General features: G+C 56.2%; 15 protein-coding genes. 13 read left to right on the forward strand and 2 right to left on the reverse strand.

What is annotated here, in order from left to right:
* Positions 1-152 precede the first annotated feature (152 nt).
* Positions 153-1,151 (reverse strand): class 1 fructose-bisphosphatase, encoded by a 999-nt coding sequence (fbp, locus tag F3J30_RS14815; RefSeq protein ID WP_014068665.1) that lies wholly within the window; start codon positions 1,149-1,151, stop codon positions 153-155.
* A gap of 198 nt (positions 1,152-1,349) precedes the next feature.
* On the opposite strand from fbp, the gene mpl reads away from it, so the two are divergent.
* Positions 1,350-2,729: a UDP-N-acetylmuramate:L-alanyl-gamma-D-glutamyl-meso-diaminopimelate ligase gene (gene mpl, locus F3J30_RS14820; protein WP_166717725.1), complete on the forward strand. Its 1,380-nt coding sequence runs from the start codon at positions 1,350-1,352 to the stop codon at positions 2,727-2,729.
* A 99-nt stretch (positions 2,730-2,828) separates the two neighbouring features.
* Here mpl and yjgA read toward each other — a convergent pair whose 3' ends face one another.
* A complete protein-coding gene (yjgA, locus tag F3J30_RS14825) occupies positions 2,829-3,380 on the reverse strand; it encodes a ribosome biogenesis factor YjgA (protein ID WP_014068667.1) in 552 nt (183 codons plus the stop codon).
* Positions 3,381-3,475: 95 nt separating this feature from the next.
* Here yjgA and pmbA point away from each other — a divergent pair, with 95 nt between their 5' ends.
* From pmbA to F3J30_RS14885, 12 genes are all read left to right on the forward strand, one after another.
* On the forward strand, positions 3,476-4,828 hold the full coding sequence (gene pmbA / locus F3J30_RS14830) for a metalloprotease PmbA (protein ID WP_014068668.1): 1,353 nt from the start codon (positions 3,476-3,478) through the stop codon (positions 4,826-4,828).
* Between the two features lie 38 nt (positions 4,829-4,866).
* Complete coding sequence (gene cybC / locus F3J30_RS14835; protein WP_166717726.1) at positions 4,867-5,253, forward strand: cytochrome b562; 387 nt, start codon at positions 4,867-4,869, stop codon at positions 5,251-5,253.
* A gap of 319 nt (positions 5,254-5,572) precedes the next feature.
* Positions 5,573-5,911 (forward strand): glycine dehydrogenase, encoded by a 339-nt coding sequence (locus F3J30_RS14840; RefSeq protein WP_166717727.1) that lies wholly within the window; start codon positions 5,573-5,575, stop codon positions 5,909-5,911.
* Between the two features lie 10 nt (positions 5,912-5,921).
* The gene (locus tag F3J30_RS14845; RefSeq protein ID WP_014068671.1) at positions 5,922-6,284 is read left to right on the forward strand and encodes an SFCGS family glycine-rich protein; all 363 of its coding nucleotides are present in this window, start codon (positions 5,922-5,924) and stop codon (positions 6,282-6,284) included.
* A gap of 2 nt (positions 6,285-6,286) precedes the next feature.
* The gene (locus tag F3J30_RS14850; RefSeq protein WP_006810338.1) at positions 6,287-6,586 is read left to right on the forward strand and encodes a DUF4312 family protein; all 300 of its coding nucleotides are present in this window, start codon (positions 6,287-6,289) and stop codon (positions 6,584-6,586) included.
* Positions 6,587-6,608: 22 nt separating this feature from the next.
* On the forward strand, positions 6,609-7,385 hold the full coding sequence (locus F3J30_RS14855) for a DUF4311 domain-containing protein (protein WP_014068672.1): 777 nt from the start codon (positions 6,609-6,611) through the stop codon (positions 7,383-7,385).
* Positions 7,386-7,398: 13 nt separating this feature from the next.
* Positions 7,399-8,040, forward strand: coding sequence for a DUF4310 family protein (locus tag F3J30_RS14860; protein WP_014068673.1), 642 nt, complete (start codon positions 7,399-7,401; stop codon positions 8,038-8,040).
* A gap of 42 nt (positions 8,041-8,082) precedes the next feature.
* Positions 8,083-9,216, forward strand: coding sequence for an amidohydrolase/deacetylase family metallohydrolase (locus F3J30_RS14865; protein WP_166717728.1), 1,134 nt, complete (start codon positions 8,083-8,085; stop codon positions 9,214-9,216).
* Entirely contained in the window at positions 9,200-10,318 is a 1,119-nt protein-coding gene (locus tag F3J30_RS14870) for a DgaE family pyridoxal phosphate-dependent ammonia lyase (RefSeq protein WP_166717729.1), read from the forward strand. Before F3J30_RS14865 ends, F3J30_RS14870 begins: the two co-directional genes overlap by 17 nt.
* A complete protein-coding gene (locus F3J30_RS14875) occupies positions 10,315-11,055 on the forward strand; it encodes a KDGP aldolase family protein (RefSeq protein ID WP_166717730.1) in 741 nt (246 codons plus the stop codon). Before F3J30_RS14870 ends, F3J30_RS14875 begins: the two co-directional genes overlap by 4 nt.
* Before the next feature lie 121 nt (positions 11,056-11,176).
* A complete protein-coding gene (locus F3J30_RS14880; RefSeq protein WP_166717930.1) occupies positions 11,177-12,319 on the forward strand; it encodes a lactonase family protein in 1,143 nt (380 codons plus the stop codon).
* 19 nt (positions 12,320-12,338) lie between these two features.
* Positions 12,339-14,249 carry a BglG family transcription antiterminator gene (locus F3J30_RS14885; RefSeq protein WP_166717731.1) on the forward strand — a complete coding sequence of 637 codons (1,911 nt, stop codon included), beginning with the start codon at positions 12,339-12,341 and terminating at the stop codon, positions 14,247-14,249.
* The last annotated feature ends 8 nt before the right edge of the window (positions 14,250-14,257 follow it).

The raw sequence follows: 14,257 nt of genomic DNA on the forward strand, positions 1-14,257 counted from the left end.
AGGTTTTGGTGAACTGATACTGGCCCGGTACGACAGAAGAAATCATCGTATAATCCGGGCCGATTAAGTCAAAAAGTGTTACCTATGTGACCGGTCAGATCTGTAACCCATGTGACCGGTTCATACAGGATCGGCTCCCCTGGAGAGAGGTGTTACGCGTCGGGGAACTCGCGGATGAAGCGTTCTACGTCTTCCACCATGTGGTTGTTGCCGACGAAGAACGAACGGCGCTGGTGCAGGCTTTCTGGCACGATATCCAGAATACGCTCTTTGCCATCGCTGGCTTTGCCGCCGGCTTGTTCCGCCAGGAACGCCATCGGGTTGCATTCGTACAGCAGGCGCAACTTCCCGTCCGGGTGGCTGGCGGTGCTTGGGTAGAGATAAATCCCGCCTTTCAGCAGGTTGCGGTGGAAATCCGCCACCAGTGAGCCGATATAACGAGAGGTATACGGGCGCTGGGTGTTTTTATCTTCTTCCTGGCAGAATTTGATGTACTTCTTCACGCCATTAGGGAATTTGATGTAGTTGCCTTCGTTGATGGAGTACGTGTTGCCTTTCTCCGGGAAGCGCATACGCTCCTGGCACAGACAGAACACACCCAGAGAAGGATCGTAAGTAAATGCATGAACACCGCAACCGGTGGTGTACACCAGCATGGTGGATGAACCGTAGACAACATAGCCCGCCGCCACCTGGTTGCTGCCTGGTTGCAGGAAGTCTTCTTCGGTCACCGGCGTGCCAACAGGCGTGACACGGCGATAAATGGAGAAAATAGTGCCGACAGAAACGTTAACGTCGATGTTGGAGGAGCCGTCCAGCGGATCCATCAGTACAACGTATTTTGCGTGTTCACACCCTTCGAAAACGACAATTTCATCTTCTTCTTCAGAGGCGATACCCGCAACGATGTCGCGCGCGCGCAGTGCAGCTTTCAGTTTTTCATTCGCGAACAGGTCGAGTTTCTGCTGAACCTCGCCCTGCACGTTTTCGGCACCGCTGGCACCCAGGATATCGACCAGACCGGCCTTGTTGATATCACGGTGGATGATCTTAGCGCCAAGCTTTATCGCCGACAGCAAAGCAGTGAGTTCACCCGTAGCATGAGAAAACTCGTGCTGCTTTTCGACAATAAATTCACCTAACGTTTTCATAACACTTTCCCTGCATCTTATGTGAGTAGAGCGATCGTATGTTCACTAAAACGACTAAAGCCCAACAATCTTAACAAACATTCAAATATTAGCGCAGAGGTGAATCGCGCCAGCAAAATACGGATTTACCTGAAATGCGTTTCACACCCGCTGACATGTGAGTAAAATGTGCGCCACATTGAAGAAGGATAGTGACGTATGCGCATTCATATATTGGGGATTTGTGGCACTTTCATGGGCGGGCTGGCAATGCTGGCACGCTCGCTGGGCCATGAAGTAACAGGTTCGGACGCCAATGTGTATCCGCCGATGAGCACGCTTCTGGAGAATCAGGGCATTGACCTTATTCAGGGTTATGATGCCAGCCAGTTAGACCCGCAGCCGGATCTGGTCATCATTGGCAATGCCATGACCCGTGGTAATCCGTGTGTTGAAGCGGTGCTGGAACGCAATATTCCATACATGTCTGGCCCACAGTGGCTGCACGATTTCGTGCTGCGCGATCGCTGGGTTGTGGCCGTTGCGGGTACGCACGGTAAAACCACGACCGCCGGGATGGCGACCTGGATCCTCGAAGCCTGTGGTTACAAGCCAGGTTTTGTGATCGGCGGCGTGCCGGGCAACTTTGACGTCTCTGCGCGTCTGGGTGAAAGCCCGTTCTTTGTGATCGAAGCCGACGAGTACGACTGCGCGTTCTTCGATAAACGTTCCAAGTTCGTGCACTACTGCCCGCGCACGCTGATCCTCAATAACCTTGAGTTCGATCACGCAGACATTTTTGACGACCTGAAAGCCATCCAGAAACAGTTCCACCATCTGGTGCGTATCGTCCCGGGCCAGGGCCGTATCATCCTGCCGGAAAACGACATTAACCTGAAACAGACGATGGCGATGGGCTGCTGGAGCGAGCAGGAGCTGGTGGGCGAGCAAGGCCACTGGCAGGCGAAAAAACTCAATGCCGATGCCTCTGAGTGGGAAGTCCTGCTCGACGGCGAAAAAGTGGGTGAGGTGAAGTGGGGCCTGGTGGGCGAACACAACATGCACAACGGCCTGATGGCGATTGCTGCGGCACGTCATGTGGGCGTAGTGCCTGCGGACGCGGCCAATGCGCTGGGGTCATTCGTGAATGCCCGCCGTCGCCTGGAGCTGCGCGGTGAAGCCCACGGCGTAACGGTGTATGACGATTTTGCACACCACCCAACGGCTATTCTGGCAACGCTTGCTGCCCTGCGCGGTAAAGTTGGCGGAACGGCACGTATCCTGGCCGTGCTGGAGCCTCGTTCAAACACTATGAAGATGGGCGTCTGTAAAGACGATCTGGCGCCGTCTTTAGGGCGTGCGGACGAAGTGTTCCTGCTGCAACCTCAGCATATTCCATGGCAAGTGGCGGAAGTTGCTGAAGCTTGCGTACAGCCCGCACACTGGAGTGCGGATGTGGATACCCTGGCGGATATGGTGGTGAAAACCGCCCAGCCTGGCGATCACATCCTGGTGATGAGCAACGGCGGATTTGGCGGCATCCATCAGAAACTGCTGGATGGCCTGGCGAAAAAGGCTAAAGCCGCAGCCGCAGAGTAAAAAAAAGCCCGGTGGCGCTAGCGCTTACCGGGCCTTCATTCTTTTCTCCCTCGCCCCACAGGGGAGAGGGCCGGGGTGAGGGGAACAGACGATTCGATATTACTCGTCGTTCTCAGACAGCTCGCGCAGATACTGGAAAATCAGGCGCGCAGACTTCGGCGGCTTATTCCCTTCTTTCTCTTTCTTCGCATTGCGGATCAAAGAACGCAGCTGCTGGCGGTCGGCGTCTGGCCACAGATTCAAGACTTCCGGTACCGCGTCATCGCCCTGTTCAATCAGACGGTCGCGGATCTGCTCAAGCTTATGGAAAAACGCAACCTGCTGGTTGTGGCGGTTCTTAAGCTTGTCCAGAGCCTGGCGAATCGGCTCAACGTCGCGCTGACGCAACATTTTACCGATAAGCTGAAGCTGGCGGCGACGGCCTTCTTTTTTGATTTTCTGTGCCAGTTCAATGGCATCACGCAGATCCTGGTCGAGCGGGATCTTATCCAGCGCGTTTTTACCCAGTTCTACCATTTCCGCGCCAAGCTGTTTTAACTCTTCGGCGTCGCGTTTAATTTCACTTTTACTGACCCAGATGATCTCATCATCTTCGTCTTCGATGTCATCACCGGGAACGTCGTCGAGCCAGTCTTCGGGCTGCTTAGTCATGTCAGGCTCCTTAAAAAAAGAGGCTAATGTTACCAGTTAAGACGCGCACTGAAAAACGGTTCTCTGATAGACTTCACTTAACTCTCTCTTACAGTATGGCATTTGCGATGAAAGTAACCTCACAAGTTGAAGCGCAGCGTAAGATTCTGGAAGAAGCAGTCTCCACAGCGCTGGCGCTGGCTTCAGGTAAATCAGATGGCGCCGAAGTGGCGGTAAGCAAAACCACCGGCATTAGCGTAAGTACCCGCTATGGCGAAGTGGAAAATGTTGAATTTAACAGCGATGGCGCACTGGGGATCACGGTTTATCACCAGAATCGCAAAGGTAGCGCGTCATCGACCGACCTCAGCCCGGATGCCATTGCCCGTACTGTGCAGGCCGCGCTGGACATTGCGCGCTATACCTCACCCGATCCTTACGCAGGCGTTGCTGATAAAGAGCTGCTGGCGTTCGACGCACCGGATCTGGATCTGTTCCACCCGGCGGAAGTTACCCCGGATGAGGCCATCGAACTGGCTGCGCGTGCAGAACAGGCGTCTCTGCAAGCGGATAAACGCATCACCAATACCGAAGGCGGCAGCTTTAACAGCCACTATGGCATCAAAGTTTTCGGCAACAGCCACGGTATGTTGCAGGGCTATTGCTCAACCCGTCATTCACTTTCAAGCTGCGTCATTGCCGAAGAGAATGGCGATATGGAGCGTGATTACGCGTACACCATTGGCCGAGCGCTGGGCGATTTGCAGTCTCCGGAGTGGGTCGGTAAAGAGTGCGCCGAGCGCACGCTGTCACGCCTGTCGCCGCGTAAACTCTCCACCATGAAAGCGCCGGTTATTTTTGCCAATGAAGTGGCTACCGGTCTGTTTGGTCACCTGGTGGGGGCGATTGCGGGCGGTTCAGTTTACCGTAAGTCCACGTTCCTGCTGGATTCACTCGGCAAACAGATCCTGCCGGAATGGCTGACCATTGAAGAGCACCCGCATCTGCTGAAAGGGCTGGCCTCCACGCCGTTCGACAGCGAAGGTGTGCGCACTGAACGTCGCGATATCATCAAAGACGGCGTGCTGACTCAGTGGCTGCTGACCAACTACTCTGCGCGTAAGCTGGGGCTGAAAAGCACCGGTCACGCGGGCGGTATCCACAACTGGCGCATTGCCGGTCAGGGCCTGAACTTTGAGCAGATGCTGAAAGAGATGGGCACTGGTCTGGTGGTCACCGAGCTGATGGGGCAGGGCGTAAGCGGTATCACCGGGGATTACTCTCGCGGTGCAGCGGGCTTCTGGGTTGAAAACGGTGAAATTCAGTATCCGGTGAGCGAAATTACCATCGCCGGCAACCTGAAGGATATGTGGCGCAATATCGTTACGGTCGGTAACGATATTGAAACACGTAGCAATATACAGTGTGGTTCAGTTCTTCTGCCTGAAATGAAAATTGCCGGACAATAGATTTGGCGTTTTGTTAATTATAAAAAAGGAAGTGAGCAATGCGTAAACACCTGTTAGCGATCGTCGCGGCCTCAACGCTGGTTCTTGGTTCGACTGCGTTTGCTGCCGATCTTGAAGACAATATGGACACCCTCAGCGCCAATCTGAAAGTGGTGCAAAAAACCGATAATGCGTCCGAAATGAAAGATGCATTAACCAAAATGCGTGAAGCGGCTCTGGACGCGCAGAACGCAACGCCACCAAAGCTGGAAAGCAAAGCGGCAGACAGCGCGGAAATGAAAGATTACCGCCACGGTTTTGACATCCTGGTCGGCCAGATTGACGGTGCACTGAAGCTGGCGAATGAAGGTAAAGTGAAAGAGGCGCAGGCCGCGGCTGAGCAGTTCGTGACCACCCGTAACACCTACCACAAAAAATACCGCTAACAGACTCAGCATCTGACACAACAGAAGGCGAGGGCGTAATGCTCTCGCTTTTTTTATGCGTCGTAATAAGTAAACCCTATCGCTGTCACATTTCTGCGACTCCCCCTCAAGATGTTTTCGTTTTCTGCCCTGCTGTTTTGTCGAAGGATTGCGTGATATTCATCACGTAAATCCAGCGAATTGTCATTATTCAACGCATTTATGTGGCACAGATCACTGCCGCCGCTCTCCTTTCCACTTCGAAGTGGAAAACAACTCGCTACAAACAATCAACCGCCAACGTTAGTTTTATCCCAGAGACATTAACGGGGTAAGACGAGTGATTAACGGAGCGGTAATGAACGACGTTGGAGACCAGGCGGTGCAAACAGAGCAGCTCGCAACCACCATGCTTAAGCAGGTTTATGCCCTGCTGGCCGGGCACAACATCATCCCCAATGCAGTACAGGAACAGATGCTGACTTCACACGTTCGCGCGATGGCGCACCGGTCCGTGACCGGCGAGCCGCTGCCGGAAGTCGAAGCGGAATTGTTCGACGAAATTTCACCCGATTCAATGCGGCTTGCCCGCGAAGTGGTGGCGCAGTTTGGCAACCTTCCTGATGAAGAAGCCTGGCTGCTTTCCGTTCACTTTGAAGTCGCAAAAGACAACCTTTAAGGAGCAACACATGGAACAAATTACAGTCGTGATTGGCGATCGCCTGGGTAAAGGTCAGAAAGTGGCGGCCGGTATCGAAAAAGCGGGTGGACGCGCGGTGGTTGTGCCGGGTATGGCAGCGGATATGAAGCTGGGTGACGTGATGAAAGCGGAAAACGCGACCTTCGGCATCTCCTTCTGCGGCAGCGGCGGTGCGGGTGCCATCACTGCACAAACCAAATATGGCTACAAAGCCAAATACGGTATGCGTTCAGTGGAAGAGGGCGTTACCGCCATCAACGAAGGCTGCAACGTACTCGGCTTCGGCTTTATGGACAAAGAAGAGCTGGGCGAGCGTCTGGTACAGGCGTGGCAGAAGAAGCACGGCGCGTAAGCATGAAAGAACAATTCACTACCACGGTGAGAGTGAAGGGAAAAGGCGATGCCAAAGCGCGCGCCTTTGCCGATGCACTCAACCACGTTCAGGCCGCGGTGATGAAAGCCTCACCGCATATCTTACTGCGTATTGAGCCACAGGATGTGCAGGTCGTTCAGGCGCAAGAAGCGGTGCGAAAAGAAGCGTTTCTGTTCTTCTTTTTGCGTCGGGAAAGACGCACCTACAGCGTGGAGCTGGATGTGACTGTCAACGTGACCGCCATCAATCTCGACCAGGTGGATTTCGTCACGCAACGCTGATTATTCATAAAAGGGCAGACTGATGTTCTTAATTATATTAATAAAATCGCTCATCATTGGCGGCCTGGTTGGCGTCGGTGTTGGGGCCGGGGCTGCACGCATGTTTCATGCGCCTACCACTCAGGGTATGGGCGCGTTTCGTACGTTGGGGGAACTGAACTCCTGTGAAGGGGATCCGGCTTCTCACTTCTCCTTTGGGTTAGGCTTCTTCTTTAACGCCTGGGCTTCTTCCGTGGCCGCGGGTGCGTTCACGCAGGACGTTGACCACCGCATCATCCCTAACTGGGGCGCGGCGGCGCTGATGATCAAAAACCGTAATGTCGGTGAAACACTCCACGATCCACGCAAAATGGCGATTGCCTGCGGCGTGATCGGCATGATCGTCGTGACCTTCCTTAACCTTACCGCTTCTTCCGTTCCGGCTGCACTTCAGGTGACGGCCGTTAAGGTGCTGGTACCGGCAGCTAACCTGCTGGTGAACACCGTGATGCCGGTGATCTTCTGGCTGGCGGCTATCGATGCGGGCAAAAAATCCGGCTTCTGGGCCACCGTGTTTGGCGGCGCAGCGCAGCTGATTATGGGTAACGCCGTACCGGGTCTGGTGCTGGGTATCCTGATTGGTAAAGGCGTTGAAGAGAGCGGCTGGAACCACGTCACCAAAGTGATGATGGCAGCCATCATCGCACTGTTCGTGCTGAGCGGCTTCTTCCGCGGCTTCGACATGAAGATGATCGAATCCTTCCATCTGACCGTGCCGAACTGGCTCGACATGATCCACAACTCGCTCAGCGGCAAGTAACAGGAGTCTCTAAATGGAACAGAATAAAGGTTTTTGGTATGCCGACTGGTCGTTCCCGATCTTCGTTGGCCTGCTCTCTTCCGGCGTGTTCGCCGGGACGCACATGTACTACCTGTATGGCATTGGCGCGTTTAACGAAGTGGCCTTTGTAGCGATGCTGAAAGCGGGTATCGATACCGGCGTGTACGGGGCTGTAGCGGCGTTCGGCGCAAGCTTCCTGTTCGCGCGCATCATTGAAGGCTCGCTGGTCGGTATTCTTGATATCGGCGGGGCGATCCAGACCGGCGTAGGCCTTGGTGTGCCAGCGCTGCTGCTGGGCGCGGGCATTATGTTCCCGGTGACCAACTTCATTGCTGCGCTGATTACCGGCCTGGTGATTGGTCTGGCGATTGGTTACGTCATCATCCTGGCGCGTAAATTCACCATCAATCAGAGCAACTCCACCTACGGGGCTGACGTGATGATGGGCGCGGGTAATGCCTCTGGCCGCTTCCTCGGCCCGTTGATTATCCTCAGCGCCATGACCGCCTCCATTCCAATCGGTGTCGGTTCACTGTTGGGCGCGCTGCTGTTCTATATCTGGCAGAAGCCAATCACCGGCGGTGCAATCCTCGGTGCAATGCTGTTGGGCTGGCTGTTCCCGGTCGCCCTTTAATACCTGCGGGCGCTCCGGCGCCCGTCTTATCAGGAGAACCCCATGTTTGATTTACTCCTGCGCCGTGCGCGCCTTACCGACGATACCCTGACCGATATCGCCATTCAGGACGGGAAAATCGCGGCGCTTGGCGAGATTGACGCCCCCGCCCGTAAAACGGTTGAGCTTAATGGCGAAGTGTTCGTCAGCGCAGGCTGGATTGACTCCCACGTTCACTGCTACCCGAATTCCCCGATTTACCACGACGAACCGGACAGCGTAGGCATCGCCACTGGCGTGACCTCCGTAGTGGATGCGGGCAGTACCGGTGCGGATGACGTGGACGATTTTTACGCCATCACCCGCAAGGCCTCAACCGAGGTCTTTGCCCTGCTGAATATCTCCCGCGTGGGGCTGATTGCCCAGAACGAGCTGGCCAATATGGCCAATATTGACGCGGATGCCGTGAAGCAGGCCGTTAAACGCCACCCTGATTTTATCGTCGGCCTGAAAGCGCGCATGAGCAGCAGCGTGGTCGGCGAAAATGGCATCACCCCGCTGGAGCGTGCCAAAGCTATCCAGAAAGAGAACGGCGACCTGCCGCTGATGGTGCACATTGGCAACAACCCGCCAAATCTCGACGAAATTGCCGAGCTGCTGAGTTCCGGCGACATCATTACCCACTGCTACAACGGCAAACCGAACCGCATTCTGACCCCATCCGGCGAGCTGCGCGCGTCCATCACCAGCGCCCTGAAACGCGGCGTACGTCTGGACGTGGGCCACGGTACGGCGAGCTTCAGTTTTGAGGTGGCGAAGCGCGCCATCGCGATGGGCATTCTGCCGCACACCATCAGCTCAGATATCTACTGCCGCAACCGCATTAACGGCCCGGTCGGGTCGCTGGCGAGCGTGATGTCGAAATTCCTCGCCATCGGTATGTCGCTGCCGCAGGTGATTGAGTGCGTGACCGCAAATGCCGCCGACGGCTTGCGCCTGACGCGTAAAGGGCGCATCCAGCCTGGTCTCGACGCTGACCTGACGCTGTTCACTATTAAGCGCCAGCCAACGGTATTAACCGATGCCGAAAACGAAAGCCTTCAGGCTGAACACATTCTGGTGCCGCTTGCCGCGATCCGCGCAGGCAAGGGCTACATGACCGAACAAGGGAGCACGGAACATGCCTTCGATTTATGAGAAGTACAATTTAAAACAGGTTATCAACACCTCTGGCCGCATGACGGCGCTGGGTGTCTCCACGCCACGTCCGGAAGTGGTTCAGGCGGCGATGGACGGGATGAACCAGTACTTCGAGATGAAAGACCTGGTGAACAAAACCGGTGAATACATTGCGAACCTGCTGGATGTGGAAGGGGCGACCGTTGTCTCTTGCGCTTCTGCGGGCATTGCCCAGTCTGTGGCGGCGGTGCTGGTGAAAGACAGCGACTGGCTGCTGGAAAACCTGCACGTCACCCCGATTGAGAACAACGAAATCGTGCTGCCGAAAGGCCACAACGTTAACTTTGGCGCGCCGGTTGGCACCATGGTGGCGCTGGGCGGCGGCAAGCTGGTGGAAGCGGGCTATGCAAACGAATGCTCTGCCGACCAACTGGCGGCGGCAATCACCCCGCGCACGGCCGCGATCCTGTACATCAAATCTCACCACTGCGTGCAGAAAAGTATGCTTAGCGTAGAGCAGGCCGCCGTAGTGGCGCGTAAACACGATCTTCCGCTGATCGTCGATGCGGCGGCAGAAGAGGATCTGCACGTGTATTACCGTTCCGGGGCGGATCTCGTGATCTACAGCGGCGCGAAGGCGATCGAAGGCCCAACCAGCGGTCTGGTGATCGGCAAAACGCAGTATGTCGAGTGGGTGAAACGCCAGACGGCGGGCATTGGCCGCGCGATGAAGGTGGGTAAAGAGGGCATTCTCGGCCTGACCTGCGCCATCGAACACTACCTGACAGCAACCAAAGAGAACGGTGCGGAGATGGTGGCGAAGATGACGCCGTTTATCGATGCGCTGAACACCCTGAACGGCGTCACCGCGCGCGTGGTCTGGGACAGCGCGGGTCGCGACATCGCGCGCGCTGAAATCAAGTTCGACGAAGCCACCACTGGCGTGGGTACCGGCGAGCTGGTGACCCGCCTGAAGCAGGGCGAATATGCGATTTATTTCCGTGGCTACAAGGCCAACGAAGGGATCATCGAAGCGGATGTGCGCAGCGTGAACGCAGAGCAGCTGAACATTGTGTACTGCCGCATTAGTGAAGTTTTAGGACAGGAGAAAAAAGCATGAAACTGACCCCCAACTTTTACCGTGACCGTGTCTGCCTGAACGTACTGGCGGGTTCAAAAGCTAACGCCAGCGCCATTTACGAAGCGGCAGAAGGCCATGTGCTGGTGGGTGTGCTCTCCAAAAATTACCCGGACGTGGCAAGCGCGGTGGCCGATATGCGCGAATATGCGCAGCTGATTGATAACGCGCTGTCTGTTGGCCTGGGCGCGGGCGATCCGAACCAGTCGGCGATGGTGAGTGAGATCTCCCGTCAGGTACAGCCGCAGCACGTGAATCAGGTCTTTACCGGCGTGGCGACCAGCCGCGCGCTGCTGGGACAAAATGAGTCTGTCGTTAACGGTCTGGTCTCACCGACCGGGACTGTCGGCATGGTTAAAATCTCCACCGGCCCGCTGAGCAGCGCGGCCCCGGACGGCATCGTACCGGTAGAAACGGCAATTGCCCTGCTGAAAGATTTTGGCGGCAGCTCCATTAAGTACTTCCCGATGGGCGGTCTGAAATGCCGTGACGAGTACAAAGCGGTAGCGGAAGCCTGCGCCCGCCACGACTTCTGGCTGGAGCCGACCGGCGGTATCGATCTGGAAAATTATGAGGAGATTTTGCAGATTGCGCTGGATGCCGGCGTGAGCAAAATCATCCCGCATATCTACAGCTCAATTATCGACAAAGCCAGCGGCGACACGCGCCCGGAAGATGTGCGCACGCTGCTTGAGATGACGAAGAAACTGGTTAAGTAAAAACAACACCCCTCACCCCAGCCCTCTCCCCAAAGGGGAGAGGGTGTAATCGTCCCCTCTCCCCTTTGGGGAGAGGGTTAGGGTGAGGGGGCAAATGACGCACAAACCCGAAGGAGCCACCATGCACAACCGTAGCCTGCTTGTCGCTTCACTCTCTTTACTTGCCACCGCCGCCATCGCCCAGCCGCAGTACGCCTGGGTGGGAACCTATAATCCCAACGGAGAAGGGCTATACCGCTTTACCGTTGACCCGCAAACCGGGGCGCTCACCGGTAAAACGCTGGTCAGTAAACTGCCCAATGCCGCGCAGCTTACCGTCTCGCACGATGGCAAAACGCTTTATGTCGCAAGCGAAGTGGAGCAGGGCGTGGTGCAGGCATTACGCGTAGGGGATAACGGCGCGGTGAGTGAATTAAATCAGGTGGCTTCCGGTGGGGCTGGCCCGGTTTATCTCTCTTTAACGCCAAATGGCCGTCATCTGCTGGTGGCAAACTATGTGAGTGGTTCCATTGCCGTGTTGCCCGTGAAGGCGGACGGCAGCCTGGGGGATGCATCGGATACCCATCAGGATCAGGGTGAACCGGGCGCCGCTAAACCGCAAGCCGCAGCGGAAGGGAGTTTTGCGGTAAGCGATCATAATGGCCCACATGCGCACATGATCGCCGCCGATCCTGGCGGAAAGTATGTTTTTTCCACCGATCTTGGGCTGGATCGTATCTATCAGTACCGTTTTGACGATCAAAGCGGAAAGCTGACGCCGAACGATCCGCCGTTTATCAGCGCCTCCTCAAAAGGGGCCGGGCCGCGCCACTTCGTCTTTACGCCAAAAGGCGATGCTTTGTGGCTGATTAACGAAGAGGCGTCTACGCTGACCCACTATGCCGTGAATGCAAATGGCACCCTGAAAGAGGGCAAAACGCTTTCGGCGTTGCCAGCAGGCTATAAAGGCACCAGTTTTGCCGCCGGGCTGGCATTAAGTGCAGACGGTAAACAGCTGTATGTAGCTAACCGTTTGCATAACAGCATCGGGCACTTTACCGTAACAGCAGATGGCACGCTGACGCATCAGGACGATGTCTGGACGCGTGGTGATTACCCGCGCTCGCTGACGCTGGATAAACAAGGGCGATGGCTCTACGTCATGAATCAGCGCAGCGACAACATCACCCGATTCCGCGTAGCGGAAGACGGCAAACTCAGCTTCGAGCCGGACTATACGCCGGTTGGCAGTCCATCCCAGATGGTCATTTCACCTTCTCCCTGAGCCGTAAGAGGACAACGACGTGCGATTCCCGAACCAACGTTTAGCGCAACTTTTCGAACTGTTGCAAAACGAAACGCTGCCACAGGACGAGCTGGCGCAGCGGCTGTCGGTGTCCACGCGTACCGTCCGTGCTGATATCACGGCCCTGAATGCGCTGCTGGCAGGCCACGGCGCACAGTTTATTCTGAGCCGGGGGAATGGTTACCAGCTCAAAATCGACGATGTGGTGCGCTATCAGCAGCTTCAGGATTCTCATCCGCGCGCGCTGCGTATTCCCCGCACGGGGCCGGAGCGGGTGCACTATCTGGTGGTGCGTTTTCTGACATCGGCCTTTTCGCTAAAGCTGGAAGATCTGGCCGACGAATGGTTTGTCAGCCGCGCCACGCTGCAAAGTGACATGGTGGAAGTGCGCGAGTGGTTCCACCGTTACAACCTGACCCTGGAAACCCGTCCGCGCCACGGCATGAAGCTGTTTGGCAGCGAGATGGCGACCCGCGCCTGTCTGACCGACCTGCTCTGGGAGCTGGCGCAGCAGGACAGCCTGAACCCGCTGGTCACCGAAGTGGCGCTGAATGCAGGCGTGCCTGAACAGATGGTCTCGGTGCTGCATGATGCGCTCACCCGCCACCACATCCGCCTGACGGACGAAGGTGAACTGTTCCTGCGCCTGTACTGCGCGGTGTCGGTGCGCCGTATCAGCGAAGGCTATCCCCTGCCGGAGTTCCACGCGGAAGATGTGGAAGAGAACGTGCGGGACGCGGCGAAAGACATCGCGGTGACCATTCAACAACTGGCGGGCAAGGCGCTGGCCCCCTCGGAAGAGAGCTGGCTTTGCGTGCACATTGCTGCGCGCCAGATCCAGGAGATTGCCCCAAGCGCCATCAACGCCGACGATGACGAAGCGCTGGTCAATTACATCCTGCGCTACATCAACACCCACTATAACTACAACCTGCTCAGTGATGAGCAGCTGCACGCGGATTTGCTCACGCACATTAAAACCATGATCACCCGCGTGCGGTATCAAATCATGATCCCCAACCCGCTGCTGGATAATATCAAACAGCACTACCCGATGGCCTGGGATATGACCCTGGCGGCGGTATCAAGCTGGGGTAAATACACGCCGTATGTGATCAGCGAAAACGAGATTGGTTTCCTGGTACTGCATATCGGCGTCGGACTGGAACGCCACTACAATATTGGCTACCAGCGCCAGCCCCGCGTGCTGCTGGTGTGTGATGCGGGCAACGCGATGGTGAGAATGATTGAGGCGGTGCTCCAGCGTAAATATCCGCAGATTGAGGTGACGCGCACCCTCACGCTGCGCGAGTACGAGCAGGCAGAAAGCCTCAGCGAAGACTTTGTTATCTCAACGGCGCGCATCAGCGAAAAGGCGAAACCGGTGGTGATGATCGCCCCGTTCCCGACCGACTACCAGCTTGAACAAATCGGCAAGCTGGTGCTGGTGGACCGCACCCGACCGTGGATGCTGGATAAATACTTCGACGCCGCCCATTTCCGCATTATCGATGAACCTATCGACCAGCAGACGCTGTTCCGTGAATTGTGCGGGCAGCTTGAAAGCGAAGGTTTTGTCGGCGCGGAGTTTCTGGATTCCGTGGTCGAGCGTGAGGCGATCGTTAGCACCATGCTCGGTGAAGGGATTGCATTGCCGCACTCCCTGGGCCTGCTGGCGCAGAAAACCGTGGTCTATACGGTGCTGGCACCGCACGGCATCCCGTGGGGCGATGAAACTGCGCACGTGATTTTCCTGCTCGCCATCAGCAAAAGCGAGTATGAAGAGGCAATGGCGATCTACGATATTTTCGTCACTTTCCTGCGCGAACGGGCAATGACGCGGCTTTGTGGCTGCAAGGATTTTGCCGGGTTTAAGGCGGTGGCGATGGAGAGTTTGAGCCGGTTTTGAGATGAAGG

Origin of the sequence: Enterobacter sp. Tr-810, from assembly GCF_011752765.1 — a bacterium.
Classification (GTDB): domain Bacteria; phylum Pseudomonadota; class Gammaproteobacteria; order Enterobacterales; family Enterobacteriaceae; genus Enterobacter; species Enterobacter soli.

Excerpts from the sequence above, each read along its gene's own strand:
- fbp (WP_014068665.1), bottom strand. The coding sequence starts at position 1,151 with ATGAAAACGTTAGGTGAATTTATTGTCGAAAAGCAGCACGAGTTTTCT.
- mpl (WP_166717725.1), top strand. The coding sequence starts at position 1,350 with ATGCGCATTCATATATTGGGGATTTGTGGCACTTTCATGGGCGGGCTG.
- yjgA (WP_014068667.1), bottom strand. The coding sequence starts at position 3,380 with ATGACTAAGCAGCCCGAAGACTGGCTCGACGACGTTCCCGGTGATGAC.
- pmbA (WP_014068668.1), top strand. The coding sequence starts at position 3,476 with ATGGCATTTGCGATGAAAGTAACCTCACAAGTTGAAGCGCAGCGTAAG.
- cybC (WP_166717726.1), top strand. The coding sequence starts at position 4,867 with ATGCGTAAACACCTGTTAGCGATCGTCGCGGCCTCAACGCTGGTTCTT.
- F3J30_RS14845 (WP_014068671.1), top strand. The coding sequence starts at position 5,922 with ATGGAACAAATTACAGTCGTGATTGGCGATCGCCTGGGTAAAGGTCAG.
- F3J30_RS14850 (WP_006810338.1), top strand. The coding sequence starts at position 6,287 with ATGAAAGAACAATTCACTACCACGGTGAGAGTGAAGGGAAAAGGCGAT.
- F3J30_RS14855 (WP_014068672.1), top strand. The coding sequence starts at position 6,609 with ATGTTCTTAATTATATTAATAAAATCGCTCATCATTGGCGGCCTGGTT.
- F3J30_RS14860 (WP_014068673.1), top strand. The coding sequence starts at position 7,399 with ATGGAACAGAATAAAGGTTTTTGGTATGCCGACTGGTCGTTCCCGATC.
- F3J30_RS14865 (WP_166717728.1), top strand. The coding sequence starts at position 8,083 with ATGTTTGATTTACTCCTGCGCCGTGCGCGCCTTACCGACGATACCCTG.
- F3J30_RS14870 (WP_166717729.1), top strand. The coding sequence starts at position 9,200 with ATGCCTTCGATTTATGAGAAGTACAATTTAAAACAGGTTATCAACACC.
- F3J30_RS14875 (WP_166717730.1), top strand. The coding sequence starts at position 10,315 with ATGAAACTGACCCCCAACTTTTACCGTGACCGTGTCTGCCTGAACGTA.
- F3J30_RS14880 (WP_166717930.1), top strand. The coding sequence starts at position 11,177 with ATGCACAACCGTAGCCTGCTTGTCGCTTCACTCTCTTTACTTGCCACC.